A 24,500-nucleotide genomic window follows, 5' to 3' on the forward strand; every position below is an offset into this window, starting at 1 on the left:
TGAACAGCGACCCGCTCGCCTCGTCCGTCCCGCGCATCATCACCCCCACCGTTGTCGTGCAAAGGGTGAAACATGTTCCTAACTCCGGGTCGAGGGCTGACTTCTTCAGCAGCCTGCTAAGGCTGGCTGATCGCCACCCGCGCCCACGGCCCGGCCCATGCGGCGGCGGCGGCGCTGGCCGGGGCGCGGGCGGTGCCGGCGCGGCTGGGGCTGCCAGGCTAGGGCGCACCCAGCGGGCCGGGGCGCACCTCCTCGGACAACAGCACATTCGCCTCGACCTGACCCACGCCGGGCAAGGTCATGATCCGCCGCCGCAGCACCCGTTCGAAATCCGCCAGGTCGCGCGCCACCACCCGCAGGCGGTAATCGAACAGCCCCAGCACGTGCTGCACCACCTGCACCTCGGGAATCGCCGTCACCGCCCGCTCGAAATCCTCCAGGCTGACGCGGCCCTTGGTGGCCAGCTTGATGCCCAGAAACACCGTCACCCCAAAGCCCAGCGCGGCACGGTCCACCGCCACCCGCTGGCCGCGGATGGCGCCGGTCTCCTCCAGCCGGCGGATGCGCCGCCAGGCCGCGGGCTGGCTGATCCCCAGCGCGCGGCCCATCGCCCCGGCGCCGCGGGTGGCATCCTGCGCCAGCAGCCGCAGCAGCGCGCGGTCGGTATCGTCCAGGTCGATCATACCGGCAGGGCTCCGTCATCCTTGATCGTGGCCACCAGCATCAGCGCCTCGATATCGGCGATATGCGGCAAGGTCAGGATGCGGCGGCGATAGACCTCCTGATAATGGGCCATGTCGCGCGCAATCACGTTCAGCCGCACATCGACCCGGCCCAGAAAGGTTTCGATCCCGATCACCTCGGGCACCTCGCGGGCGCCTTCGATGAATTCGTCGAAGGCGCGCGGGTTGGTCTTGTCCAGCGTGAAGCGCAGGCTCACCTCCACCTCATAGCCCAGGGCGCGCCAGTCGATCACGGCATGGGCCGGGCCGATCACCCCGGCCGCGCGCAGCCTGTCCAGCCGGCGCCAGCAGGTGGCCGCGGTCACCCCGGCGCGTTCGGCCAGGTCGGCGGTGGCCAGCCCCGGCTCGGCCAGCAACTGCCGGATCAGCCGGCGGTCGGTATCGTCGATCTGAATGGCCATTCCGTGATCTGCCTGTTTCGGGAATATCTTTCGCACGAAATCCGCAACATGGTCAAACTTTGCACGGCGTTTGCGGCGAAACCCCCTATGCTGCGCCCCAGTGTAACCGAAAGGAACGACCCATGCGCGTTTACTACGACCGCGATTGCGATGTGAACCTCATCAAGGACAAGAAGGTGGCCATCCTCGGCTACGGGTCGCAAGGCCACGCCCATGCGCTGAACCTGCGCGATTCGGGCGCCAGGAACGTGGTCGTCGCGCTGCGCCCCGGTTCGCCCAGCGCGAAAAAGGCCGAAGCCGAGGGCCTGAAGGTCATGGGCATCGCCGAAGCGGCCGCCTGGTGCGACCTCATCATGTTCACCATGCCCGACGAACTGCAGGCCGCGACCTACAAGCAGTATGTCCACGACAACCTGCGCGAAGGCAGCGCCATCGCCTTTGCCCACGGCCTGAACGTGCATTTCGGCCTGATCGAGCCCAAGAAGGGCGTCGATGTCATCATGATGGCGCCCAAGGGCCCCGGCCACACCGTGCGCGGCGAATACCTCAAGGGCGGCGGCGTGCCCTGCCTCGTGGCGGTGCACAACGACGCCACCGGCCGCGCGCTGGAAACCGCGCTGTCCTACTGCTCGGCCATCGGCGGCGGCCGCTCGGGCATCATCGAGACCAACTTCCGCGAGGAATGCGAAACCGACCTGTTCGGCGAACAGGCCGTGCTGTGCGGCGGCCTGGTCGAGCTGATCCGCATGGGCTTCGAAACCCTGGTCGAAGCCGGCTACGAGCCGGAAATGGCCTATTTCGAATGCCTGCACGAGGTGAAGCTGATCGTGGACCTGATCTACGAAGGCGGCATCGCCAACATGAACTACTCGATCTCGAACACCGCCGAGTATGGCGAATATGTCTCGGGCCCGCGCATCCTGCCCTATGACGAAACCAAGGCCCGCATGAAGGCCGTGCTGCGCGACATCCAGACCGGCAAGTTCGTGCGCGACTTCATGCAGGAAAACGCCGTCGGCCAGCCCTTCTTCAAGGCGACCCGCCGCATCAACGACGAACACCAGATCGAAAAGGTCGGCGAAAAGCTGCGCGCCATGATGCCCTGGATTTCCAAGGGCAAGATGGTGGACCGTTCGCGCAACTGATCCGCGCCGAGGTTCGGCCGGTTGCAAGGGGCGCCTTCCGGGGCGCCCCTTTTCGCTGCGCTCAGCCCAGATGGCGCGCAAACCAGGCCAGCGTGCGCTCCCACGCCAGCGCCGCGGCGGCGGCATCGTAACGCGGCGTGGTGTCGTTGTGGAACCCGTGGTTGGTGCCGGGGTAGATGTGCGCCTCGAACGGCACGCCGGCGGCCTGCAACGCGGCCTCGAAGGCCGGCCAGGTTTCGTTGATGCGGGTGTCCAGCTCGGCAAAGTGCCACAGCATCGGCGCCTTGATGCGCGCGGCCTCCTCGGGCCGGGGCTGGCGGCCATAGAACGGCACCGCGCAGGCCAGGTCGGCAAAGGCCACCGCCGCAGCCCCCGCCACGCCGCCGCCATAGCAGAACCCGGTGATGCCGACGCGGCCCGTCGTGGCCTCGTGCGCGGCCAGGAACTCCACCGCGGCGAAAAAGTCGTTCATCAGCTTTTCCGGGTCCACGCCGGCCTGCAACTCGCGGCCGCGGTCGTCGTTGCCCGGATAACCGCCGACCGAAGACAACCCGTCCGGCGCCAGCGCCACATAGCCCGCCTTGGCCACGCGCCGCGCCACGTCGCGGATATAGGGGTTCAGGCCGCGGTTCTCGTGCACCACCACCACGCCGCCGCGCCTGTCCGCGACCCCGGCGGGGCGCACCAGATAGCCGGTCACCTGCCCATGCCCTTGCGGCGAGGGGTAGGCGATGTCTTCGCCCACGATCCCGGCATCGTCGGGCGCCACCTGGTTGGCCAGCGCGTAATCGGGCGACATCGCGGCCAGCACCGCCGCCGCCGTCATGCCGGCCCCGACATGCGCCGCCGCGCGATCCAGGAATTCCCGCCGCGAGATGCGGCCGTGGGCGTAAAAGTCGTAAAGCTCCAGAAGTTCGGGCGCAAAGTCCCGGGCGGTCAGGCGGGTCATCGGGCGTCTCCTTGCTGCGTCAGGCCTCAAGGGTAGCGCGATTTGCCCCGCCCGGGCGCCGCCCGCCCCTCACAAGGCCGAGAGCGTTGGCCGCCCGGGCCTGTCAGCGTCGCGCGCTCAGTTGCGTGCGCAGGTGCTCGATCTCGGTGCGGGCGTTGCGCAGCCCGTCCATCGCGGCGCGCAACTCGGCCTCGGTCTGCGAAATGCGGTTGGCCAGCTCGGCCTCGCGCTGCTGCAAATAGGTGATCGCCTCGTCCCGGGTTTCCTCGGCCTCGTGCAGCGCCTGCGCCAGCCGTTCCAGCTCGCCGGTATCGGCGCCGGGCACGCGGGTAAAGCGGTGCATCAGCCAATAGGCAAACCAGCCAAGCGCGAAGGCGACGAACAGGATGATCGCCATGCCGAAAATCAGTTCGGTGCGGTTCATGGGGCGTCTCCTAGGGGCGGCGCTGCGGGCGCAGGCCGGGCAGGGTGGTATCCTCCTGCCAGTCGGGGGCCGGTTCGGCAGCAGGTTCGGGTGCGGCAGGGGCGGGAGCGGCGGCGTCGGGTGCGGCAGGGTCGGGAGCGGCGGCGTCGGGCGCGGCAGGGTCGGGTGCGGCGGCGGGCGACGGCGCCGGATCGGGCGTCGCTGCAGGGGCCGGCCCGCTTGCGGTTTCGGGGGCGGCGGTGCCCGGCGTCTCGGTCGCGGCGGCGGGCGGTTCGGCGGGCAAGGCGGCGGCCGGGTCGGCGGCCTCGGCCTCGGCTTCGGCCACGGCCGCATCGGCCGCAGCTTCGGCGGCTTCGGCCTCGGCCTCGGCGGCGGCCAGCGCCTGGCGCACCAGCGCGGCCGGGTCGGGGCCGCGCGCCGCCGGGGCGGGGGGCTGCGGAGTTGCCGGCGGCGCGGCCGCGGCGGAAACCTCGGGCGGCACCGTTTCGGCCACGCCCGAATCGCTGACAGGCGGCACATCGGCGGTTTCGGGCAGCGGGTTGCCGGCTTCGTCCACCGTCAGGTCGCCGGCCTCGCCCATCGGTTCGCCATCCTCGGGTTCCAGCAGCAGCGCCGGGTCGTCCTCGGGGACCGGCGCCGGGGTCAGCACGGCTTCGCCATCGTCTTCGGGCTCGGTCCCGGCCGGCTCCAGCCCCGGCAAGCTCGCCGGCTCGGGCGCGATCAGGCGGAACGCGATGCGGCGGTTGGCGACGCGGCCTTCCTCGGTGGCGTTGTCGGCGATGGGTTCGGCCGCGCCATAGCCCTTGGCCGACATCGCCGAGGTATCCACCCCGCGGGCATCCAGCGCCGTCAGCACTGCCTCGGCGCGCTGCTGGCTGAGCGCGAGGTTGGTTTCCGCCCGCCCTTGCGAATCGGTGTGCCCGCCGATTTCCAGCGGGGTTTCCACGCAATCGGCCAGCGCCTTGGCCAGCTCGTCGATGATCGCCGCCGCCTCGGGCTGGATATCGGCCTTGCCCGGGGCAAAGCCGATCTGGCGCCGTTCCAGCACCGCGCTGGCCTGGGCCAGGCATTCTTCCGGGCCGGGCAGGCCGCGCGCCGGGTCCAGCCGTTCGTCATAGGTCACGTCCACGGTGAAATCGGCGCCTTGCCCCAGCCGCTCCGACAGCTGGCGCGCGATTTCGGCCCGCGCGCCCTGGTTGCCGGTGACCCCGCGCAACTGCACGCGCTCGGGCTCCACCAGCACGCTGCCCGAGTTCAGTTCCGCCAGCGCCGACAGCCCGGCCAGCACCCGCAGGCCCCAGCCGGGCGGAAGGCCCTCGTCCAGCCGGGCGGCGACATAGACGTTGGCGGCGCCGAACCGCGCCCTTGCCAGCGCCTCGGCGGCGGCGCGCATGCGTTCGTCCGCCAGCCGGCCGCGCAACTGCACCATGCCTTCGGGCGACAGAGTGGCGGTGAACTGCGCCGGGCCTTGCACGCCTTCGGCCTGCGGGCGCGGCAGCAGCGTGGCCTTCAGCGAGAACACATCGGGCAGGCGCGCGGTCAACTCGCCCACCACGCGGTCGAAATCGGCCTGCGCCACGCTGTTGGCCGCGATCAGAGACACATCGACATCCGAGATCGTCACCGTGCCGGCGCCCAGCTCGGCCAGGGCGCGGATGGCCACCTCGGCCGCCTCGGCCCAGCGCGGCGAAGGCGAGCCCAGCCCCAGCGTGCAAGGCGGGGTGCCCGGCACCCCCGCCACCCGGGCCGCCGCCAGAATCCGGTTGCGCGCCCGGTCGCTGTCGGCCGCGCAGGCATCGAAGCGCGGGCCCTCCTCGTCGATGACGAATCGCAGCGTGAAGGGGGCAATCACCGGCCGCGGCGCCGAGATGCGCAGATCGACCGGCAACCCCGGCGGCAAGGCGCGGCCCAGATCGGCCTCGAACCGGCGCTTCTGCGCCGGGCTGTCGGAAATGGCCGTCACCGTCACCCGGTCGGCGGCGATCGAGATCTTGGAGCGCGGCAGCAGCCGCAGCGCCACGATGCCGAAGTCCGTGGCCTCGACCCAGCCGGCCGGAATGGCGAAATCGGCGGTTTCCAGCATGTTGGCCAAGGCGCCTTCGGCGGCGACCTCGCCTGCGGCGGCGACCAGCGTTTCGGTGTTCCAGTTTTCGGGCACCAGCCCGATCATCGACACCCCGTCGTCGTTACGCAGCAATTCCAGCGAGAACCGCGGCGCGGTCAGCGCCTGCGCCGGGGTCACCTCCATCGCGTCGATCACGCGGCTTGCCCCCACCACCCGCCCGGCGACGGTGGTGGCGCGAAAGCGCGCGGCCTCGGTCGGGGCGGTGCCGGTCAGCGTGACGATCAGCCCGTCGGCCTGCGCGCTGGCCCATTTCAGGTCGCTGGCCAGCAAGGCGCGGGTCACGTGCCGCGCGCTGCGCGCCTGCAAGGCGTCGCTCACGACCACCGCCATCCCCCAGGACAACAGCGCCGCCACGACAAAGGCGGCCAGGGTCAGCAGGGCAGGGGTCGGGCGCATCGGCTATTCCGCATCAGGCATCGCCTTGTCCTATGCGCCCTGCACGGGGCGATCAATCACACCAGCGCCGCACCGGCAAGAAACAGCGCAACCAGCAGCCCCGCATCGCGGTTGGTGCGAAACAGACGCATGCAGGTATCGGGGTTGTCGATATCCAGCTGCGCCAGCTGCCAGCCCAGATGCGCGCCAAAGGCCCAGATGCCCGCCAGCGCCAGCAACACCGCCGTCCAGCCGGCATCGGCTGCCAGCAGCGCCCCCAGCGCCGCCGCCATCAGCCCCAGCACCGCCAGAGCCATGAAGCCGCGCAGCCAGGCCCGCGTGGCGGTGCCGAACAGCCGCGCGGTGGATTTCACCCCGATCAGCGCGTCGTCCTCCTTGTCCTGATGGGCATAGATCGTGTCGTAGAACAGCGTCCAGGCAATGCCCGCGCCCCATAGCACCACCGCCGGCCAGGCCAGCCGCCCGTCATGCGCGGCCCAGGCCAGCAGCGCGCCCCAGTTGAACGCCAACCCCAGGAACACCTGCGGCCACCAGGTGAACCGCTTGGCAAAGGGATACACGGCCACCAGCGCCAGCGACCCCACCCCCAGCGCGATCGCCAGCGGCGGAAAGGTCAGCAGGATGCCAAAGGCGACCAGCGCCTGCACCACCATCCACACCACCGCGCCGCGCACCGTCACCTGCCCCGAGGGAATCGGCCGCGACCGCGTGCGCGCCACCTGCGCATCGAAATCGCGGTCGGTGATGTCGTTCCAGGTGCAGCCTGCGCCGCGCATCAGAAAGGCCCCGATGGCGCAACCGGCGGCCACCCACAGATCCCACCAGGTCGGCCGGTCGGCCGCCGCCGCCAGCGCCACCCCCCACCAGCACGGCAGCAGCAGCAGCCAGGTGCCGATCGGGCGGTCCGCCCGGCTCAGCCGCAGCCAGGGCCGCGCCGCCGGCGGTGCCCAGCGATCCACCCAGTTGCCGCGCACGGCATCGGCGACCATGCCGGCAGGCTCTGGCATTCGCGGCGCGTCGGACATAGGTTCGGCCTCATGACAGCACGGGTTCGCCTTCATCTAGACCAGCCGCTTGCCCCGGGGCAACCGCTGACGCTCGACCGCGACCAGGCCAACTACCTGTTCGCCGTGATGCGCCTTGGCCCGGGCGACAGCGTGCTGGTGTTCAACGGCCGCGATGGCGAATGGCGCGCCGAGGTGACCGAGGCCGGCAAGCGCGGCGGCGCGCTGCGGGCCACCGAACCGACGCGCCCGCCGCGCCTGCCGCCCGACCTGTGGCTGCTGTTCGCCCCGATCAAGAAGGCGCGCACCGACTTCATCGTGGAAAAGGCCACCGAACTGGGCGCCGCCCGCATCCTGCCGGTGCAGACCGATTTCACCAACGCCGAACGTATCCGGCAAGACCGCCTGCAGGCCCACGCGGTCGAGGCGACCGAACAATGCGGCGGCACCGTCGTGCCCGAGGTGGCCGACCTGCAAGCGCTCGCGCGCCTGCTGGCCGCCTGGCCGGCGGATCGCCACCTGTTGTGGTGCGACGAAAGCCGCGCCGGCCCGGCCGCGCCGCTGGCCAGCCTGCCGCGCGGGCCCTGGGCGGTGCTGATCGGCCCCGAAGGCGGCTTTTCCCCGGCCGAACAGGCCCGGCTGCGCGCCATGCCGCAGGTGCACCCGGTCAGCCTCGGCCCGCGCATCCTGCGCGCCGATACCGCCGCCGTCGCCGCCCTGACGCTCTGGCAGGCCGCGCTGGGAGACTGGGCATGACCGCCGCCGCCCGCACCGCGCTGCAAGGCTGGCTGACATGAGCCTGATCCGCCCCGAACTTGCCGCCCGCCTGCACCGCGCGCGCGAGGCGATCGGCGCCGCCTTGGCCATCGCCGCCGGGCTTTGGCTGGCCACCCGCGGCGGCTGGTTGCTGGGCGGCCTGGGGGCTGCGGTGATGGCGGTGGGGGCGGGCCTGCTCTGGGCCGCGCTGCAACGGCTGCGCTTTGCCCCCCGCGACCGCGGCCCCGGCGTGGTCGAGGTGATCGAAGGCCAGATCGGCTGGTTCGGCCCCGGCATCGGCGGCTTCGTCTCGCTCGCAGACCTGGCCGAGGTCGGGCTCGTCACCGTGCAGGGGCTCCGGGTCTGGCGCCTGCGCCAGTCCGACGGTCACCTGCTGCTGGTGCCCGTCAATGCCGAAGGCGCGGGCCGCATCTACGACGCGCTCACCGCGCTGCCCGGCATCGACGGCACGCGCCTGCTGGCCGCGCTCGACAACCCGGCCGACACGCCGCTGATCTGGCGGCGCGACCCCGCCCCGGTGATCCGTCTCGCCCGACCTTGACTTGTCGCCGATCTGGCGCCACCTCTGCCCACCGGAACCAACCAGATCGGAGAACGCCATGTCCATTCCCCAGTCCGGCGGCGGCCCGATCGAACACCCGTCGCAACTGGCCGAATACCTCGCCTCGGGCTGCAAGCCCGCCGACCGCTGGCGCATCGGCACCGAGCACGAGAAGTTCGGCTGGCTCACCGCCACCCGCGCGCCCGTGCCCTACGAAGGCCCCGCCTCGATCCGCGCCTTGCTCGAAGGCCTGCGCGACCGCTTCGGCTGGTCCGAGGTGCGCGAGGCCGGCGCCCTGATCGGCCTGACGCGCAACGGCGCCAACATCAGCCTCGAACCCGGCGGCCAGTTCGAGCTTTCGGGCGCCCCGCTGGAAACCATCCACCAGACCGCGGCCGAACTCGACACCCACCTGGCCGAAACCGCCGCCGTGGCCGACCCGCTGGGCATCCGCTTCATGGGCATCGGCGCTGCCCCCGAATGGCGGCACGAGGACATGGACCGCATGCCCAAGGGCCGCTACCGCCTGATGACCGACTACATGGGCCGCGTCGGCACCCACGGCACCCAGATGATGTATCGCACCTGCACCGTGCAGGTGAACCTCGACTTCGCCTCCGAGGCCGACATGGTCCGCAAGATGCGCGTCGCCCTCGCGCTGCAACCCGTGGCGACCGCGCTCTTCGCCTCCTCGCCCTTCTTCGAAGGCCGCCCCAACGGCCACCGCAGCTGGCGCAGCCGCATCTGGCGCGGGCTCGACGATGCGCGCACCGGGATGCTGCCCTTCGCCTTCGACGACGGCTTCGGCTTCGAGGCCTATGCGAACTGGGTGCTCGACGTGCCGATGTATTTCGTCTACCGCAACGGCAGCTACATCGACGCGCGCGGCCAGTCGTTCCGCGATTTCCTGGCCGGCCGCCTGCCGGCGCTGCCCGGCGAAATCCCCACCCTGTCGGACTGGGCCGACCACCTCACCACCGTCTTCCCCGAAGCGCGCCTCAAGAAATACATCGAGATGCGCGGCGCCGATGCGGGCAGCCGCGCCCACCTCAACGCGCTGCCCGCCTTCTGGACCGGGCTGATGTACGACTCCGCCGCCCTCGATGCCGCCTGGGATCTGGTCAAGGGCTGGAGCGCCGAAACCCGCGAGGGCCTGCGCATCGCCGCTTCGGAACGCGCCCTGCAAGGCGAGGCGGCCGGGGTCCGCCTGCTCGACATCGCGCGCGAGGCTCTGGCCCTGTCGCGCGCGGGCCTTGCCGCCCGCGCCCGGCAGGATGCGCAAGGCCGCGACGAGACGCATTTCCTCGACGTGCTCGACGCCCACGCCGCCAGCGGCCGCACCCAGGCCGACGACCTGCTGGACCGTTTCAAGGACGATCTGCCCGGGATCTACGCGGCAACCAGCCTCTGATCTTCACCTTGCGAAAATATCCTCGGGTGGGGTCCGGGGAGGGTGGAAAACCCTCCCCGGGGCCGGCTCCGGGCTCAACCGGCCGTCCGGTCCGCCCAACCGGCAAAGATGCGCTCCAGCACCACCACCACATAGAACAGCGCGATCCCCAGCACTGCCAGCGCCAGCAACACCGCGAACATCAGCGGATAGTCGGCGTTGATCTTGCCGCTGTCGAACAGCGCCCCCAACCCGCGGCCATGCGGCTCGACGATCTCCATCAGGTTGGTCCCGATGAAGGCCAGCGTCACCGCCACCTTCAGCGCCCCGAAGAACTCGGGCAAGGTCTTGGGCAACGCGATCTTCCGGAAGATCGTCAGCGGGCTGGCCCCCAGCGCCCGCAGGATGTCGCGGTATTCCGGTTCCAGCGTCGAAAGCCCGATCGACACCGACACCGCGATCGGAAAGAACGAGATCATGAAGGCGATCAGCACCGTGTTGAAATCGTGCTGACCCACGAAGATCAGCGCGATCACCGGCACCACCGTCGCCTTCGGGATGGCGTTGAACCCGACCAGCACCGGATACAGCGCATCGCGCAACAGCCGCGAAAACCCCATCAGCATGCCCAGCACCGTGCCGAAGGCCACCGCCAGCATCAGCCCGGCCACCGTGCGCCACAGCGTATCCCACCCCATCGTCAGGAACAGGTGCCGGAACTTCCAGAACGCCGGCCACAGGTCGCTGGGGGCTGCCATCTTGTAGGTCGGCCAGCCCTTGTACCACACCAGCCATTCCCAGAACCCCAGGATCACGGCAAAGGCGACCAGCGGCGGCGCGATCTTGCGCAGGGTCTCCATCAGTGGATCGCCTCCGGGTTGCGGCCTTGCGCAATCTCGATCTGGTCGCGCAAGGTGGCCAGCTTTTCCACCGCGTCGGGCTCGTACAGCATCGACAGCGGCCGCGGTGCCGGCATGTCGATCTTCATGCGGTATTGCACCCGGGCCGGGCGGTCGGACAGCACGATCACCTCGTCGGCCAGATACACGCTTTCGCGCAGGTCATGGGTAATCAGCAACGCGGTGAACGGCTCCTCGGCGCGCAGCCGGTGCATCAGTTGCCACAGGTCTTCGCGGGTAAAGGCATCCAGCGCGCCAAAGGGCTCGTCCATGATCAGCACCTCGGGCTTGTGCACGATCGACCGGCACAGGCTCGCGCGCTGGCGCATCCCGCCCGAAAGCTGGCTGGGCCGCTTGCCTTCGAACTTCGACAGGCCCACCAGCGCCAGCAACTCGCGCGCCCGCGCCTCGCGCTTTGCCGGCGGCATGCGCGGCGCCACGATTTCCAGCGGCAGCATCACGTTTTCCAGAATCGTGCGCCACTCCAGCAGCACCGGGTTCTGGAACGCCATCCCCACGGTCTTGCGCGGGCTTTTCACCCGTTCGCCATGCAGCCAGACCTCGCCGGTGTCGGGCTTCATCAGCCCGGCAATCAGCCGCGTCAGCGTCGATTTCCCGCAGCCCGACGGCCCGACCACCGCGCAGAACCGCCCTTCGGGAATCGACAGCGTCAGATCGTCCAGCACCGGCAAGGGGCCGGCCTTGGTCCGGTAGGCGTGGGTCACGCCCTTGATTTCCACCAGATCGCCCATGCAAGCCCTCGCCCGTCAAAGGCCCTTTCCCGAGGCGGGAAGGGGCAAAGCCGCACCGGAGCGGCTCAGTTCACCGTCAGGCTGCCATCGGTGGGCAGGTAGGCATCGGTGAAATACAGATCGGGCGTCGGCGCGTTCCTGAACTCGTAGATCTCCTTCAGCTGCTCGATGGACCGGGCGAATCGCGCCGGGTCCACCTTGCCCATGCCGTTCGCCTTGACCGCATCGGTCATCACGTTCTGGGTCAGCGCGATGTTGAACCGCTCGGTTTCCAGCGCCACATCCGATGCCGGGGTGCGGGTAATCATCTGCGCCACCGCCTTTTCCGGCTCGGCCGCGGCATCCTTCCAGCCCTTGGCCAGCGCGCGGATGAAGCCCGTCACCGCCGCGGGGTTGGCCTTGGCGAAGTCGGTATTGGCGATCACCGCGTTGCCGTAATATTCCACCCCGTTGTCGGCCATCAGGAACACGCTGATATCGTCGGCCGGCACGCCCAGGCGCACGAGGTTCAGATAGACCGAGAACGAAAACCCGGTCACCGCCGCCACCTTGCCTTCGGCCAGCATCGGCTCGCGCGTGGGAAAGCCCACGGGTTCCACCGTGATCTTGCTCATGTCCAGCCCCGTGGCCTTGGCAAAGGCCGGGAACTGCGACCAGGCGCCATCGGGCGGCGGCGCGCCCAGCACCTTGCCCTCTATGTCCTTGATTTCGTTGATCCCCAGCGACTTGCGCCCCACCATCGCCGCCGGCGGCTTGTCATAGACGATCATCACCGCCGTCACCGGCGCGCCCGGATTCTGGTCCAGGAACTTGGCGATGGAATTCATGTCGGCAAAGCCCATCTGAAAGGCGCCGGTCGCCACCTTCGGAATCGCATCGAGCGACCCCTGGCCGGCCTGAATCTCCACCTTCAGCCCTTCGGCGGCAAAATGGCCGTTGTCGATGGCGGCGAAATAGGGGGCGGCCGGGCCCTCGAACTTCCAGTCGAGCGCAAAGTTGATCGCCGTTTCGGCATGGGCGGCACCGGCCAGCACCAGGCTGGCGGCAAGGGAAAAGGCACGGGTGAACATGCGGCAAACCTCCTGTGGAACCTTGGGCACAGGCTGGCACGCCCGCGAACCCGTTGGCAAAACGCCGATGCCCGCTCTGCGGCAGGCTTGCTGCGACAGGCTAGTTTGCAGGCGGCCTCGCGGCAAATGCCCGAAAATCAAGCAGGTGTTTCAGGAAATGCTTGAGAATCGCAAAGGGCCGCCCAGGCGGGGCGGCCCTCGCAGCACCGATACCGGCGCTCAGACGAAGAATTGCGCGCCGTTGGCGCTGATGGTCGAGCCGTTGATGAAGCCCGCGTCGTCCGCCACCAGGAAGGTCACGCAGCGCGCGATTTCCGCAGGTTCGCCCAGACGGCCCGCCGGGATGCCGGCGATGATGCTTTCGCGCACCTTTTCCGGCACCGCCATCACCATTTCCGTGGCGATATAGCCCGGGCAGACCGCGTTGGCGGTGATGCCGAAGCGCGCGCCTTCCTGCGCGAGGCTTTTCACGATGCCCAGGTCGCCGGCCTTGGTGGCGGCATAGTTCACCTGGCCGAACTGGCCCTTCTGCCCGTTGATCGAGGAAATCACCACCACGCGGCCGAACTTGCGGTCGCGCATGCCGGGCCAGACGGGGTGCACGGTGTTGAACACGCCGGTCAGGTTGGTGTCGATCACCTGCTTCCACTGGTCGGGGGTCATCTTGTGGAACGGCGCGTCGCGGGTGATGCCGGCGTTGGCGATCACGATGTCGATCGGGCCCAGCTCGGCCTCGACCTGCGCGATGCCGGCTTTCGAGGCATCGTAATCCGCCACGTTCCACTTGTAGGTCTTGATCCCGGTCTCGGCAGTGAACTTCGCGGCCGCCTCGTCGTTGCCGGCATAGTTGGCGGCCACGGTATAGCCTGCGGCTTTCAGCGCGGTGGAAATGGCAGCGCCGATTCCGCGCGAACCGCCGGTGACAAGAGCGACTTTGGACATGGTTCCTCCTCCAGAGGGCTTGTATTCGAAACTTGATTATCTGTTAAGGTTCGGGCGCGCAAGAATATTGCGCGCCCGTTTTCGCTAACGCAGAAAGATTTCGCTGCGGCTCAGCGTTCCAGGCACATGGCCACGCCCATGCCGCCGCCGATGCACAGCGTGGCCAGGCCCTTTTTCGCGTCGCGGCGGGCCATCTCGAACAACAGCGTGTTCAGGATGCGCGCGCCGCTGGCGCCGATCGGGTGGCCGATGGCGATGGCGCCGCCGTTCACGTTCACCACCTCGGGGTTCCAGCCCATGTCCTTGTTCACCGCGCAGGCCTGGGCGGCAAAGGCCTCGTTCGCCTCCACCAGGTCGAGGTCGGCGGCGTTCCAGCCGGCCTTCTGCAGCGCCTTGCGGCTGGCGTGGATGGGGCCCACGCCCATGATCGCCGGGTCGAGCCCTGCGGTCGCGTAGCTGGCGATGCGCGCCAGAACCTTCAGCCCGCGCTTGGCGGCTTCTTCCTCGCTCATCAGCAGCACGGCGGCGGCGCCGTCGTTGATGCCGCTGGCGTTGCCCGCCGTCACCGAGCCGTCCTTGGTAAAGGCCGGGCGCAGCTTCGCCATGCTGTCCAGCGTGGCGCCGTGGCGGATGTATTCGTCGCTGTCCATCACCACGTCGCCCTTGCGGGTCTTCAGGGTGACGGGCACGATTTCATCCTTGAACTTGCCGGCCTTCTGGGCGGCTTCGGCCTTGTTCTGGCTGGCCAGGGCGAACGCATCCTGCTGCTCGCGGCTGATCTGCCACTGCTGGGCGACGTTTTCCGCCGTCTGGCCCATGTGATAGCCGTTGAAGGCATCCCACAGCCCGTCGCGGATCATGCTGTCGATGAAGTTCAGGTCGCCCATCTTCTGCCCGGCGCGCAGATGCGCGACATGGGGGGACAGCGACATGTTTTCCTGCCCGCCAGCGGCCACGATGGCGGCATCGCCCAGCCGGATGTGCTGGGCCGCCAGCGCCACCGCGCGCAGGCCCGAACCGCAGACCTGGTTGATGCTCCAGGCCGCGCTTTCCTTGGGCAGGCCGGCCTTGATATGCGCCTGGCGGGCCGGGTTCTGGCCCTGGCCGGCGGTCAGCACCTGGCCCAGGATGGTTTCCGAAACCTCGGCCTTGTCCACGCCGGCGCGGGCGCAGATCGCGTCCAGCACCACGGCGCCCAGGTCATGCGCGGGCGTGTTGGCGAAGGCGCCGTTGAAGCTGCCGACAGCCGTGCGTGCGGCCGATACGATCACCACGTTGGTCATGGGGGCTCCTCTCCCTTGGGCAACAGGATGCGGCGCGTTCGTGCCGCTCTGCAGCATGGGGTAAGCGCCCGAGGGGTGTCTTGCAAGCCATTTGCGCTAACGCGGGCGCGCCCTTACAGCCGGGCCGCGCGTTTTGCCACCGGGAACCAGTTGGGCTGCACCATCGGCGCCCCGAAGTGATAACCTTGCAGACAGTCCACGCCGTTCGCCGCCAGCCAGTCGGCATCGGCCTGGCATTCGACCGATTCCGCCACCACCAGCATGTCGAAATGCTTGCCGATCGAGGTCAGCGCCCGGGTCAGCACCTGGTTGTCGGGGTTCGAGGCGACGTTGCGCACGAACTGCCCGTCGATCTTGATGACCTCGAAGAAGAAGTCGCGGAAGTAGCGGAACGCCGTGTAGCCCGCGCCGAAATCGTCCAGCGCGAAGGAGATGCCTTCGCCGTGCAGCTCGTCCATGAAGGCGGTCACCACATCGGGCATCAGCATGGCCGAGCTTTCGGTGATTTCCAGAATCAGCCGTTCGCCCACCGTGCCGTCGCGCCGCAAGCCTTCGCGCAGGATCTTCATCCAGCGCGAATAGCCGATGGAGCGGGCCGACATGTTCACCGCCAACCGCAGGTCGGGCACCGCGGCCAGCGCGGCCAGGCCGTGGCGCAAGGCCGCGCAGTCGATCAGCCGGCCGGTTTCGCGGGTTTCCACCGCCCCCATGAACTCGCGCGCCGGAATCACCCGGCCGGTCGGGTCCATCACCCGGATCATGCCTTCGTGAAACGCCACCCGGCTCTGGTCCGCGGCCAGCACCACCGGCTGATAGGCCAGCATGGTGCGCCCGTCGCGCAGCGCCTGATCGACCATCGCCAGTGTGTTGCGGTCGCGCTCGGCCACCGCGGCGGTCAGCGGGTCGGGGGGGGCTTGCAGCAAGGCCCGGTCCTGTGCGTCGTCCATCGGCATGCTCCGTTCCGAATCGTCAGCCATCATGCTGCCGCAGCCATGAACGAAAGGTTAAGTTTCCCATTTTGTTCCAATTGTGCTAATTAGCCGGAGCCTTGACAAGTCATTGGAAAAGATACGAAATGTCAGAACGCTGCCCGTGGTGCGGGTCCGATCCGCTGTATGTCGCCTACCACGATACCGAATGGGGCCTGCCGCAGACCGATGGCCGGGCGCTGTGGGAAACGCTGTGCCTCGAATCGTTTCAGGCCGGGTTGTCCTGGCTGACCATCCTGCGCAAGCGCCCTGGCTTTCGCGCGGCCTTCGCCGGGTTCGATCCCGCAGCCGTTGCGCGCTGGGGCCCGGCCGAGGTGGCGCGCCTGCTGGCCGACCCGGGCATCGTGCGCCATCGCGGCAAGATCGAGGCGACCATCGCCAACGCCCGCGCCTATCTTGCGCTCGAGGAAAGCCGGGGCTTTGCGCCGTTCGTCTGGGGCTTCGTCGATGGCGCGCCGTTGCAGAACCGCCCTGCGACGCCGGCCCATGTGCCCGCGCAAACCCCCGCCTCGCAGGCCCTGAGCCGGGCGCTCGCGCAGGCGGGATTCCGGTTTTTCGGGCCGACGACGGCCTATGCCTTCATGCAGGCGGCGGGGTTGGTGAACGACCACCTGGCGGGCTGCCCGGCGGGCGCGCCCGCCGCCGCGCGGGGCGGGCCGCAGCGCCTCAGCCGATCAGGCGCTTGAACCAGCCCTTCTTCGGCGCCTCGCCCTCGGCGGCTTCGCCCCCTTCAGCTTCGGGCGCGGCTTCGGCGGGGCCTTCCACCGCCTCCTGGAAGCGCGCAAAGAAATCGTCCGCCATCTTGCGGGCGAAACCGTCGATGATCCGGCTGCCCAGCTGCGCCAGCTTGCCGCCGATCTGGGCATCGACCTCGTAGGTCAGCAGCGTGCCGGCCGCGCTCGGGGTCAGGCGGATGCGCGCCGCCCCCTTGGCAAAGCCGGCCGCCCCGCCCTTGCCCTCGCCCGAGATCGTGCAGCTTTCGCCTTCGACGATGTCCGAAAGCTTCACCAGCCCGGTGAACCGCGCCTTGACCGGCCCGACCTTCTGGACCACCGCGGCCTCGAACCCCTCGGCGGCGGTGCCGGTCAGTTCCTCGCAGCCCGGCACGCAGGCTTTCAGCACCTCCGGGTCGAACAGCGCCGCCCAGACCACCGAAGGCGGTGCGGCAATGTCGCGGGTGTCGTTCATCTGCATCGGTCGGTCCCCCTCGCTTCGGACGCCTGCAGCATAGGCACCCTTCGCGGCCGCGAAAAGGCGGCTTTCGTCTGTCAGACCTTGGTCGCAGGGGCAGGGCGTTTTCCTGCCGGCCGGGCGCTGCTATGCTGGGCGCACCCGCCCGAAGGCTCCGCCATGCAGACCGCGCCCCTTGCCCTGATCGTCGACGACCACCCGCTGTTCTGCGATGCGCTGGCGCTGACCTTGCGCACGGTGGCGGGCTTTGCCGGGGTGGAATCGGTGCACCGGCTCGATGCGGCGCTGGCGCGGCTGGATGCGGGGCTTCGGCCCGATGTGGTGGTGCTCGACCTCGACCTGCCCGACGTCGACGGCATGGACGGCATCCTGCGCCTGCGCGCCGCGCTGGATGCGCCGGTGATGGTGGTTTCCTCGATGGCCGACGACCGGCTGGTGGCGGCGGCGCTGGCGGCGGGGGCGGCGGGTTTCGTGCCCAAGCATTCGGGGCGCGAGGCGTTTCGCGCCGCCTTCCAGGCGATGGCGCGCGGCGAACGCTGGTTGCCCGAAGGCTACGTGCCCCCCGCCCCCGGCAGCGCCTCGGCCGGGCAGGAGGCGGTGGCTCGGCTGGCGCAGCTGACCCGCCAGCAGGCGCGCATCCTGGAACTGATCTGCCAGGGCATGCTGAACAAGCAGATCGCCTACGACCTGTCGATCGCCGAAACCACCGTCAAGGCCCATGTCACCGCCATCATGCGCAAGCTGGGCGTGCAAAGCCGCACCCAGGCGGTGCTGATCGCGCAGCAGGCCCGCTTTTCCAGCCTGGTGCCCGAAGGCTGACCGCACCCGCCGGCAAGGAAAAGGGCAGGCCGCCGGCCTGCCCCCCCACTCGTCACCCGACACTCGCTACAAAACCATGGGGCCGCGCCCCACCGTTACCGGAACCGCCGGATCTGCCCCGCCCGCAACCGCGTCAGATAGCTTTCCAGCTCGCGCCGGACAACGGGCATCAGCAGATACAGCCCGACGATGTTGACCACCGCCATCGCAAAGATCGCCGCATCCGAAAAGTCGATCACCGGGTCCAGGCTGGCCGCCGCGCCGATCACCACAAAGGTGCAGAACATCGCCTTGAACGTCATCTCCTGCCGCGGCCCTTCGCCGAACAGATAGGTCCAGGCCTTGAGCCCATAGTAGGACCAGCTTATCATGGTGGAAAAGGCGAACAGCACCACCGCCACCACCAGCACATGGGGAAACCACCACAGCGCCGACCCGAACGCGGCCGAGGTCAGCCCCACGCCCGACGCCCCGCTTGCCGTGGCCACCCGGCCGCCTTCGGTCAGCAGGTAAAGCCCGGTTTCCGGGTCGGTCAGCAGCTGCCCGGTGATGAGGATCACCAGCGCCGTCATGGTGCAGATCACCACCGTGTCGATGAAGGGTTCCAGCAGCGCCACGAAGCCTTCGGTGATCGGCTCCTTCGTGCGCACCGCCGAATGGGCGATGGCGGCCGACCCCACGCCCGCCTCGTTGGAAAACGCCGCCCGGCGAAAGCCCTGGATCAACGCCCCGACCATGCCGCCGACCACGCCGTTGCCGGTGAAGGCGCCTTCGAGGATCTGCCCGAAGGCCCAGCCGATCCTGTCGGCATTCAGCCCGATGATGACCAGCGCGGTGCCGACATACAGCACCGCCATGAACGGCACGATCTTTTCGGTCACCCGGGCGATCGACTTGATGCCGCCCACGATCACCGCAAAGACGAGGGCGGCAAACACCAGCCCGGTGACCCAGCCCGGATAGGCGCCCAGCACCCCGGACAGCTGCTGATGCGCCTGGTTGGCCTGGAACATGTTGCCCCCGCCCAGCGACCCCAGCACGCAGAAGACGGCGAACAGCACCGCCAGAACCCGCCCGCCCGGCAGGCCGCGTTCGGCAAAGCCCTTGGGGATGTAATACATCGGCCCGCCCGAAACCGTGCCGTCGGGGTATTCGTTGCGGTATTTCACGCCCAGCGTGCATTCGGTGAACTTCGACGCCATGCCCAGAAGCCCGGCGACGATCATCCAGAACGTCGCCCCCGCGCCGCCGATGCCGACTGCCACCGCCACGCCGGCGATGTTGCCCAGGCCCACCGTGCCCGACAGCGCCGTTGCCAGCGCCTGGAAATGGCTGACCTCGCCGGCATCCTTCGGGTCGGAATACCTGCCCGCCACCAGATGCAGCGCATGGCGCCAGACCCGGAACTGGATGAAGCCGAAATAGACCGTAAAGATGCAGGCCGCCGCCACCAGCCACACCACGATCCAGGCCACGCCGGTGCCGGGGATCGGGGCAAAGATGAAATCGACGAACCATCCGGTTGCCGCGGCAAAGGCCGCGTTCACCGCCGCGTCGATGCCTTGCGCCGCCGCAACCTGCGGCAGGCCGGCCAGCGCGCCGGCAAGGGCCGCGGTGCGGGGGAAAAGCGTGCGCATGGGGGCCTCCGGGGGTGCGGGTCAGGGAACGATGGTCACCGGCACGGGCGACACCTGCGCCAGCGTGCCGGCCACCGACCCGAACAGCCGGTTGGTCAGCCCGGCCTCGCCGGTGCGGCCGGCGACGATCTGCGCCGCGCCGCGCTCGCGCGCGATGTCCAGCAGCGTCTCCACCACCTTGCCATAGCGGATCTCGGTTTCCACCTCGGTGCCGGTTGCGCGCAGGGCCTCGGTCAGCGGGTCCAGAATGGCGGTGCGGGCGCGCGCCAGTTCCTCGCTGCGCCGCTTGTGCCGCTCGGCGATCTCCTCCTTGGTCAGAAAGCTGTAGGGCGACCAGTCCAGCACATGCGCCACCACGATCCCGGCCCCGGTCGCCCGGGCCAGCGCCACGGCGAAATCCACCGCCCGGCGCCCGGCCGGGCTGCCGTCATAGGCCACGACATAGCATCCCGTCATGCCTGCCTCCTGTTTCTGCCGCATCCTGCGGCCTTGTCCGTCCTGCCCCGAGGCTACGCCGGAACGCCCGAAAGATGCGCCGAAATCCTGGGGCCGAACGCAAGAAACTTCGAAAATCTTCCGGCAGAAACCCGGTTTTTGCGAAGAAATATTCGAAATTAACCGATTCCGATATCGAAGCTTGCCCGCGCGCCCGCAAGCGCCGCCGCCCTTGCGGCGCCGCCTGCGGTTGCTAGACTGCCCGCGGCAACGAAGGGAGGCGGGGCCGATGCTGGTGCAGATCGCCGATGCCGCGGCCGACGACCCGGCCGCCGCCGACCGGCTGGCGGCGGCGCTGCTGCCCGGCCCTTCGCTGGCGCTGGTGGTGCTGTTCGTGGCGCCGCAGGCCTCGGCCGCGGCGGTGCTGGCGGGGGTGCAGGCGCGGCTCGGGGCCGGCGTGCCGGTGGTGGGTTGCACCACCGCTGGCGAAATCGCCGGCGGCTATGCCGAAGGCCGCATCGTCGCCGTCGGCCTGCCGGCCGCGCATTTCGCCGCCGAAACCCTGCTGATCCCCGATCTGGGCGCGCTCGCCCCCGATCCGCTGATCGGCGGCCTGATCCGCGCGCGCGGCGCGCTGGCCCGCGCCCGCCCTGAATGGGACCACGAATTCGCCTTTCTCATGGTCGACGGGCTTTCGGCCAAGGAAGACGCGCTCACCGCCGCGCTGGCCGCGGGCCTCGGCCCGGTGCCGCTGTTCGGCGGGTCGGCTGCCGACGGCACCCGATTCCGCGAAACCCTGGTGCTGCACGGCGGGCGCGCCTTGCGCCATGCGGCGGTGGTGGCGCTGCTGCGCACCGATTGCCCGGTGCGCGTGTTCAAGACCGACCACCTGCACCCCACCGCCACCCGCATGGTCGTGACCGAGGCCGACCCCGCCCGCCGCATCGTGCGGCGCATCAATGCCGAACCGGCGGCGCTGGAATACGCCCGGCTCGTGGGCAAGGATCCGGCGCAGCTGTCGCCCTTTACCTTTGCCGCCCATCCGGTGGTGGTGCGCATCGGCGGGCGCCACCACGTGCGTGCCATCCGCCAGGTGGAACCGAACGGCGACCTCGTGTTCTACTCCGCCATCGACGAAGGGCTGGTGCTGACCCTCGCCGAACCGGCCGACATGGTGGCTCACCTCTCGGCCGAACTGTCGGCGCTGGCCGCCCCCGTGCCGCCGGCCGCCATCCTCGCCTGCGACTGCGTGCTGCGCCGGATGGAGGCGCAGGAAAAGCAGATCTCCGGCCGGTTGTCCGACCTGTTGCGCGCCCATAACGTCGTGGGCTTTTCCACCTATGGCGAACAGTTCAACGCCATGCACGTGAACCAGACCCTGACCGGCGTCGCCATCTACCCGCCGCCCGCCCCGGCATGACCCGCCCGCCATGACCCACGGCCTCATCAACCCCGCCGACCCGCCCGAGCGCCAGCGCGAAAAGCTGCTGACCATCCTCGATGTGCTCATGCGCCGCGTGGAACAGACCACCGACGCCAGCGGCGCCGCCTATGCCCAGTTCGAACGCGCCGCCATGCTCGAAGACCAGGTGCGCGACCGCACCCGCGACCTCGAACGCGCGCTCGACCTGTTGCACCAGTCCAACGCCCAGCTGGCCGGCGCCATGCGCGCCGCCGACGCCGCCCGCCGCACCCTCGCCGACGCCATCGAGACCGTGCAGGAAGGCTTTGCCCTTTTCGATCCTTCCGACGTGCTGGTCATGTGCAATTCCCGCTTCGGCATGCAGATGTCCGACATCCGGCCCCATCTGCGCCCGGGCCTGAGCTTTCAGGACTATGTCGGCCATGTCAGCCGCTCGCGCCACCTCAGCCTGCCGCGCGGCCAGACGCCCGAGGACTGGGCCATCGCCCGCCTGCGCCGCCACCGCGACCGCCACGTCATCTTCAACGTCCAGCTCGACGGCGACCGCTGGGTGCAGGTTTCCGAACACCGCACCCGCGATGGCGGCACGGTGATCCTGCAGACCGACGTCACCGGCATCATCCGCACCGAACGGCTGGAGCGCGGCAAGCTGCTGGACGACCAGGCCCGCATCGTGCGCGCCACGCTCGATCACATCAGCCAGGGCGTCTGCATCTTCGACCCCGAGGCCCGGCTGCTGGGCTGGAACGACCGCGCGGCACAACTGCTGGCGATTCCGCTGGCGCGCTTCCGCCTTGGGCTCGGCTTCGACGATCTGGTCGCACGCCTGCAAGCCGACCTCGGCCCGACCGGCGCCGCCGCGCTGGCCGCCTTGCGCGACTGGCTGCGCCAGCCCGCCCCCCGCGCCCCCCTGCGGTTCGCGCTGCAGCACGGCGCCGGCGGCCCGATGCTCGATGCCTTTGCCCAAGGCATGCCCGACGGCGGTTTCGTGGTGTCCTTCACCGATGTCACCGCCGAACGCCAGGCCATCGCCGCCCTTTCCCGCGCCAACGAAACGCTCGAAGCCCGCGTCGCCGCCCGCACGCTGGAACTCGAAGATGCCCTGTCCCGGGCCGAACGCGCCAATGCCGCGCGCTCGCGCTTCGTGGCGGCCGCCAGCCACGACCTGCTGCAACCCCTGTCGGCGGCGCGGCTGTTCCTGGCCTCGGCCGGAGACGAACCCTTGCCCCCCCGCGCGCGCGACGCGCTGGTCAAGGCGGGGGCGGCCCTCGACAGCGTGGAAACCATTCTCGAGGCGCTGCTCGACATTTCCCGGCTGGAAAGCGGCCGGGCGGCGGTGACGATGGCGCCGGTGGCGCTGGGCCCGCTGCTGGCGCGGCTGGCCGACGAATGCGCCCCCCTCGCCGCGGAAAAGGGCCTGCGCCTGCGCCTGCGCCCGACGGCGGCGGTGGTGCTGTCGGATGCCGCCTACCTGCGGCGCATCCTGCAGAACCTGATCGGCAACGCCGTGCGCTATACCGAAACGGGCGGCGTTCTGGTGGGGGTGCGCCGCAGCGGCGCGCATGCGGTGCGCGTCGAGATCGTCGATACCGGCCCCGGCATCCCCGAGGAGGAACAGGAAAACATCTTCCGCGAATTTCACCGCCTGAACGCCCGCGCCTCGGCCTCCGAAGGGCTCGGGCTGGGGCTGGCCATCGTGGAACGCGCGGCCGGGCTTCTGGGCCACCCCTTGCACCTCGACAGCCGGGTCGGGCGCGGCACGCGCTTCTGCCTGCGGCTGGGCCTGGCCGAGGCGCTGGCCGACCCGCGCCCCGCCGCCGCCTTGCCCCCGCTTGCCCCGCCGCCGGCGCCTGCGCGCGATCTGGTGGCGCTGCTGGTCGAACCCGACGCGGGCCTGCGCGCCGCGCTTTCGCACCTGCTCGAAGGCCGCGGCATGGCGGTGCTGGAAAGCGACAGCGCCGAGGCGGCGGCCGCCCTGCTGGCCGAACTGGGCATCCTGCCCGATTTCGTGCTCATGGATGCGCCCGGCAACGGCCAGGCCGCGCTGGCCGGCTGGCAGGCGCTGCGCCCGGCGCTGGGGGCGCTGCCGGCGCTGCTCTTGTCGCCCGACCGCGGGCCTTCGTTCCGCGCCGCCGCCGCCGCGGCCGGGGCAGGGGTGCTGGCCAAACCGCTGGATCCGGCCGCGCTCGACCGCTTTCTGGCCCGCCTGGGCGCCAGGGCCTGATCCGCGCCCGCGCGCCCCCTCGGCCCGGCATCGCCCCGCGACGCACCGGCCGCGCGGCACGCCCCTGCGGCGCGTCGAACGCAGGCGCGGGCGGCAAAGGCATCGTCCGGCACAGCATCGGCATCCTTCGCCGCCTCAAGGCGCCCCCCACCCCGGCCCCGCGCCAGCGCCGCCCCTCCGGCACATGCAAAAACGCAACGGCCCCGGCCGCCCACGCGCGCGCCGCGTGCCCCGGGCAACCCCGGCCCACCGTCCTGCACCGCGGCCCGAGCGGATGGCCCGCAGCGCCTGACCCGCCGCCCGAATATCCCCCTGCGCCCCGCAGGCCCCCGCCGCCGCCCCCGCAGCACCCCGCAAAGGGCCCCTTGCGCCGCGCCCGCCCTCTCCCGCCCCCTTTTGCAAGGGGCACCCCCCCCGCCGCCGCCACCCGGGCTTCGCCCGCCAAAGCGTCACGCCTCCACCCCCTGCCGCACCAACGCGCCGCCCCCCCTTTCACCTTGCCGCAAATATCCCGGGGGCCCGGGGGCAGCGCCCCCGGACGCCCGGCGCCCCGGCCGCCGGCAAGGCTCGACCCGCCCCGGCCGCCGGAAGGCACCGCAACACCCGCAGTCGGACGCCGGTTTGCGGCCGCGCAACCCGGTCGGCACCCGGCATGTGCCAGTCAGGCGGCGATCCCTCGCCGCGCTCGGGGGCGCCCCGGCGAAAGCCGCGTCTCGGCAATGCCCCCAGTCCCGGCCGCGCGGTGGGTCCAAGGCGGCGCTGGTCCCGGCCTTGAGCCCCCCGCCGCACCAACGCGTTGCCCCCCTTTCACCTTGCCAGAAATATCCCGGGGGCCCGGGGGCAGCGCCCCCGGCCGCCCCGGCCGCTCGCAGGTCGGGCGGCGGCTGTGCCATCGGCGCGGAATCTTTCCCGAGTCTCCATCGACCCGACAAATCGACCCG

General features: G+C 70.1%; 23 protein-coding genes. 8 read left to right on the top strand and 15 right to left on the bottom strand.

Annotated features, from left to right (window positions below):
* Window positions 1-218: 218 nt before the first annotated feature.
* Entirely contained in the window at window positions 219-683 is a 465-nt protein-coding gene (locus ACK4S2_RS09275) for an Lrp/AsnC family transcriptional regulator (protein ID WP_409623344.1), read from the bottom strand.
* Complete coding sequence (locus ACK4S2_RS09280) at window positions 680-1,144, bottom strand: Lrp/AsnC family transcriptional regulator (protein WP_409623346.1); 465 nt, start codon at window positions 1,142-1,144, stop codon at window positions 680-682. The genes ACK4S2_RS09275 and ACK4S2_RS09280 overlap by 4 nt, the downstream gene beginning before the upstream one ends.
* Window positions 1,145-1,266: 122 nt before the next feature.
* Between ACK4S2_RS09280 and ilvC the strand changes: the two genes are divergently transcribed.
* Window positions 1,267-2,289 (top strand): ketol-acid reductoisomerase, encoded by a 1,023-nt coding sequence (gene ilvC / locus ACK4S2_RS09285; RefSeq protein WP_409623348.1) that lies wholly within the window; start codon window positions 1,267-1,269, stop codon window positions 2,287-2,289.
* Between the two features lie 61 nt (window positions 2,290-2,350).
* On the opposite strand, the gene yghX is transcribed toward ilvC, so the two are convergent.
* From yghX to ubiA, 4 genes are all read right to left on the bottom strand, one after another.
* On the bottom strand, window positions 2,351-3,238 hold the full coding sequence (gene yghX / locus ACK4S2_RS09290) for a YghX family hydrolase (RefSeq protein ID WP_409623350.1): 888 nt from the start codon (window positions 3,236-3,238) through the stop codon (window positions 2,351-2,353).
* A gap of 103 nt (window positions 3,239-3,341) precedes the next feature.
* Window positions 3,342-3,662, bottom strand: a complete 321-nt coding sequence (locus tag ACK4S2_RS09295) for a hypothetical protein (RefSeq protein WP_409623352.1) — start codon at window positions 3,660-3,662, stop codon at window positions 3,342-3,344.
* A 10-nt stretch (window positions 3,663-3,672) separates the two neighbouring features.
* Window positions 3,673-6,183, bottom strand: coding sequence for an OmpA family protein (locus tag ACK4S2_RS09300; RefSeq protein ID WP_409623354.1), 2,511 nt, complete (start codon window positions 6,181-6,183; stop codon window positions 3,673-3,675).
* Window positions 6,184-6,239: 56 nt separating this feature from the next.
* Entirely contained in the window at window positions 6,240-7,208 is a 969-nt protein-coding gene (gene ubiA / locus ACK4S2_RS09305; RefSeq protein WP_409623356.1) for a 4-hydroxybenzoate octaprenyltransferase, read from the bottom strand.
* A gap of 12 nt (window positions 7,209-7,220) precedes the next feature.
* On the opposite strand from ubiA, the gene ACK4S2_RS09310 reads away from it, so the two are divergent.
* Genes ACK4S2_RS09310 through ACK4S2_RS09320 form a run of 3 tightly spaced genes read left to right on the top strand, consistent with a single transcriptional unit; the run spans window position 7,221 to window position 9,916 of the window.
* Window positions 7,221-7,943: a 16S rRNA (uracil(1498)-N(3))-methyltransferase gene (locus tag ACK4S2_RS09310; RefSeq protein WP_409623358.1), complete on the top strand. Its 723-nt coding sequence runs from the start codon at window positions 7,221-7,223 to the stop codon at window positions 7,941-7,943.
* A gap of 37 nt (window positions 7,944-7,980) precedes the next feature.
* Complete coding sequence (locus ACK4S2_RS09315; RefSeq protein WP_409623359.1) at window positions 7,981-8,505, top strand: hypothetical protein; 525 nt, start codon at window positions 7,981-7,983, stop codon at window positions 8,503-8,505.
* 58 nt (window positions 8,506-8,563) lie between these two features.
* Window positions 8,564-9,916 carry a glutamate--cysteine ligase gene (locus tag ACK4S2_RS09320; RefSeq protein ID WP_409623361.1) on the top strand — a complete coding sequence of 451 codons (1,353 nt, stop codon included), beginning with the start codon at window positions 8,564-8,566 and terminating at the stop codon, window positions 9,914-9,916.
* A 74-nt stretch (window positions 9,917-9,990) separates the two neighbouring features.
* Here the strand turns inward: ACK4S2_RS09320 and ACK4S2_RS09325 are convergent, their stop codons facing one another.
* The 6 genes from ACK4S2_RS09325 to ACK4S2_RS09350 all read right to left on the bottom strand — a co-directional run bounded on the left by ACK4S2_RS09325 (window position 9,991) and on the right by ACK4S2_RS09350 (window position 15,788).
* Window positions 9,991-10,755 (bottom strand): ABC transporter permease, encoded by a 765-nt coding sequence (locus tag ACK4S2_RS09325; RefSeq protein ID WP_409623363.1) that lies wholly within the window; start codon window positions 10,753-10,755, stop codon window positions 9,991-9,993.
* On the bottom strand, window positions 10,755-11,546 hold the full coding sequence (locus ACK4S2_RS09330) for an ABC transporter ATP-binding protein (protein ID WP_409623365.1): 792 nt from the start codon (window positions 11,544-11,546) through the stop codon (window positions 10,755-10,757). The genes ACK4S2_RS09325 and ACK4S2_RS09330 overlap by 1 nt, the downstream gene beginning before the upstream one ends.
* 65 nt (window positions 11,547-11,611) lie before the next feature.
* Window positions 11,612-12,616 (bottom strand): ABC transporter substrate-binding protein, encoded by a 1,005-nt coding sequence (locus tag ACK4S2_RS09335; RefSeq protein WP_409623367.1) that lies wholly within the window; start codon window positions 12,614-12,616, stop codon window positions 11,612-11,614.
* A gap of 219 nt (window positions 12,617-12,835) precedes the next feature.
* Window positions 12,836-13,558 (bottom strand): acetoacetyl-CoA reductase, encoded by a 723-nt coding sequence (gene phbB / locus ACK4S2_RS09340; protein ID WP_409623369.1) that lies wholly within the window; start codon window positions 13,556-13,558, stop codon window positions 12,836-12,838.
* A 110-nt stretch (window positions 13,559-13,668) separates the two neighbouring features.
* Window positions 13,669-14,841, bottom strand: coding sequence for an acetyl-CoA C-acetyltransferase (locus ACK4S2_RS09345; protein WP_409623371.1), 1,173 nt, complete (start codon window positions 14,839-14,841; stop codon window positions 13,669-13,671).
* A gap of 113 nt (window positions 14,842-14,954) precedes the next feature.
* A complete protein-coding gene (locus ACK4S2_RS09350) occupies window positions 14,955-15,788 on the bottom strand; it encodes an EAL domain-containing protein (protein WP_409623373.1) in 834 nt (277 codons plus the stop codon).
* Window positions 15,789-15,916: 128 nt separating this feature from the next.
* Between ACK4S2_RS09350 and ACK4S2_RS09355 the strand changes: the two genes are divergently transcribed.
* Window positions 15,917-16,516, top strand: coding sequence for a DNA-3-methyladenine glycosylase I (locus tag ACK4S2_RS09355; protein WP_409623375.1), 600 nt, complete (start codon window positions 15,917-15,919; stop codon window positions 16,514-16,516).
* On the opposite strand, the gene ACK4S2_RS09360 is transcribed toward ACK4S2_RS09355, so the two are convergent.
* Window positions 16,497-17,024, bottom strand: a complete 528-nt coding sequence (locus ACK4S2_RS09360; RefSeq protein ID WP_409623377.1) for a CoxG family protein — start codon at window positions 17,022-17,024, stop codon at window positions 16,497-16,499. The two genes, ACK4S2_RS09355 and ACK4S2_RS09360, sit on opposite strands and share 20 nt — an antisense overlap.
* A 156-nt stretch (window positions 17,025-17,180) precedes the next feature.
* Between ACK4S2_RS09360 and ACK4S2_RS09365 the strand changes: the two genes are divergently transcribed.
* Window positions 17,181-17,840 (top strand): LuxR C-terminal-related transcriptional regulator, encoded by a 660-nt coding sequence (locus tag ACK4S2_RS09365; RefSeq protein ID WP_409623379.1) that lies wholly within the window; start codon window positions 17,181-17,183, stop codon window positions 17,838-17,840.
* A 95-nt stretch (window positions 17,841-17,935) separates the two neighbouring features.
* Here ACK4S2_RS09365 and ACK4S2_RS09370 read toward each other — a convergent pair whose 3' ends face one another.
* Window positions 17,936-19,477 carry an alanine/glycine:cation symporter family protein gene (locus ACK4S2_RS09370; protein WP_409623381.1) on the bottom strand — a complete coding sequence of 514 codons (1,542 nt, stop codon included), beginning with the start codon at window positions 19,475-19,477 and terminating at the stop codon, window positions 17,936-17,938.
* Window positions 19,478-19,498: 21 nt separating this feature from the next.
* Entirely contained in the window at window positions 19,499-19,933 is a 435-nt protein-coding gene (locus ACK4S2_RS09375; protein WP_409623383.1) for a universal stress protein, read from the bottom strand.
* 268 nt (window positions 19,934-20,201) lie between these two features.
* On the opposite strand from ACK4S2_RS09375, the gene ACK4S2_RS09380 reads away from it, so the two are divergent.
* A complete protein-coding gene (locus tag ACK4S2_RS09380; protein ID WP_409623385.1) occupies window positions 20,202-21,332 on the top strand; it encodes an FIST N-terminal domain-containing protein in 1,131 nt (376 codons plus the stop codon).
* A 10-nt stretch (window positions 21,333-21,342) separates the two neighbouring features.
* The gene (locus ACK4S2_RS09385; protein ID WP_409623387.1) at window positions 21,343-23,559 is read left to right on the top strand and encodes a PAS-domain containing protein; all 2,217 of its coding nucleotides are present in this window, start codon (window positions 21,343-21,345) and stop codon (window positions 23,557-23,559) included.
* Window positions 23,560-24,500: the final 941 nt, after the last annotated feature.

This window comes from Gemmobacter sp., assembly GCF_046292685.1.
Classification (GTDB): domain Bacteria; phylum Pseudomonadota; class Alphaproteobacteria; order Rhodobacterales; family Rhodobacteraceae; genus Wagnerdoeblera.

Coding starts and splice junctions, on each gene's coding strand:
- ACK4S2_RS09275 (WP_409623344.1), bottom strand. CDS start 683: ATGATCGACCTGGACGATACCGACCGCGCGCTGCTGCGGCTGCTGGCG.
- ACK4S2_RS09280 (WP_409623346.1), bottom strand. CDS start 1,144: ATGGCCATTCAGATCGACGATACCGACCGCCGGCTGATCCGGCAGTTG.
- ilvC (WP_409623348.1), top strand. CDS start 1,267: ATGCGCGTTTACTACGACCGCGATTGCGATGTGAACCTCATCAAGGAC.
- yghX (WP_409623350.1), bottom strand. CDS start 3,238: ATGACCCGCCTGACCGCCCGGGACTTTGCGCCCGAACTTCTGGAGCTT.
- ACK4S2_RS09295 (WP_409623352.1), bottom strand. CDS start 3,662: ATGAACCGCACCGAACTGATTTTCGGCATGGCGATCATCCTGTTCGTC.
- ACK4S2_RS09300 (WP_409623354.1), bottom strand. CDS start 6,183: ATGCGCCCGACCCCTGCCCTGCTGACCCTGGCCGCCTTTGTCGTGGCG.
- ubiA (WP_409623356.1), bottom strand. CDS start 7,208: ATGTCCGACGCGCCGCGAATGCCAGAGCCTGCCGGCATGGTCGCCGAT.
- ACK4S2_RS09310 (WP_409623358.1), top strand. CDS start 7,221: ATGACAGCACGGGTTCGCCTTCATCTAGACCAGCCGCTTGCCCCGGGG.
- ACK4S2_RS09315 (WP_409623359.1), top strand. CDS start 7,981: ATGAGCCTGATCCGCCCCGAACTTGCCGCCCGCCTGCACCGCGCGCGC.
- ACK4S2_RS09320 (WP_409623361.1), top strand. CDS start 8,564: ATGTCCATTCCCCAGTCCGGCGGCGGCCCGATCGAACACCCGTCGCAA.
- ACK4S2_RS09325 (WP_409623363.1), bottom strand. CDS start 10,755: ATGGAGACCCTGCGCAAGATCGCGCCGCCGCTGGTCGCCTTTGCCGTG.
- ACK4S2_RS09330 (WP_409623365.1), bottom strand. CDS start 11,546: ATGGGCGATCTGGTGGAAATCAAGGGCGTGACCCACGCCTACCGGACC.
- ACK4S2_RS09335 (WP_409623367.1), bottom strand. CDS start 12,616: ATGTTCACCCGTGCCTTTTCCCTTGCCGCCAGCCTGGTGCTGGCCGGT.
- phbB (WP_409623369.1), bottom strand. CDS start 13,558: ATGTCCAAAGTCGCTCTTGTCACCGGCGGTTCGCGCGGAATCGGCGCT.
- ACK4S2_RS09345 (WP_409623371.1), bottom strand. CDS start 14,841: ATGACCAACGTGGTGATCGTATCGGCCGCACGCACGGCTGTCGGCAGC.
- ACK4S2_RS09350 (WP_409623373.1), bottom strand. CDS start 15,788: ATGGACGACGCACAGGACCGGGCCTTGCTGCAAGCCCCCCCCGACCCG.
- ACK4S2_RS09355 (WP_409623375.1), top strand. CDS start 15,917: ATGTCAGAACGCTGCCCGTGGTGCGGGTCCGATCCGCTGTATGTCGCC.
- ACK4S2_RS09360 (WP_409623377.1), bottom strand. CDS start 17,024: ATGCAGATGAACGACACCCGCGACATTGCCGCACCGCCTTCGGTGGTC.
- ACK4S2_RS09365 (WP_409623379.1), top strand. CDS start 17,181: ATGCAGACCGCGCCCCTTGCCCTGATCGTCGACGACCACCCGCTGTTC.
- ACK4S2_RS09370 (WP_409623381.1), bottom strand. CDS start 19,477: ATGCGCACGCTTTTCCCCCGCACCGCGGCCCTTGCCGGCGCGCTGGCC.
- ACK4S2_RS09375 (WP_409623383.1), bottom strand. CDS start 19,933: ATGACGGGATGCTATGTCGTGGCCTATGACGGCAGCCCGGCCGGGCGC.
- ACK4S2_RS09380 (WP_409623385.1), top strand. CDS start 20,202: ATGCTGGTGCAGATCGCCGATGCCGCGGCCGACGACCCGGCCGCCGCC.
- ACK4S2_RS09385 (WP_409623387.1), top strand. CDS start 21,343: ATGACCCACGGCCTCATCAACCCCGCCGACCCGCCCGAGCGCCAGCGC.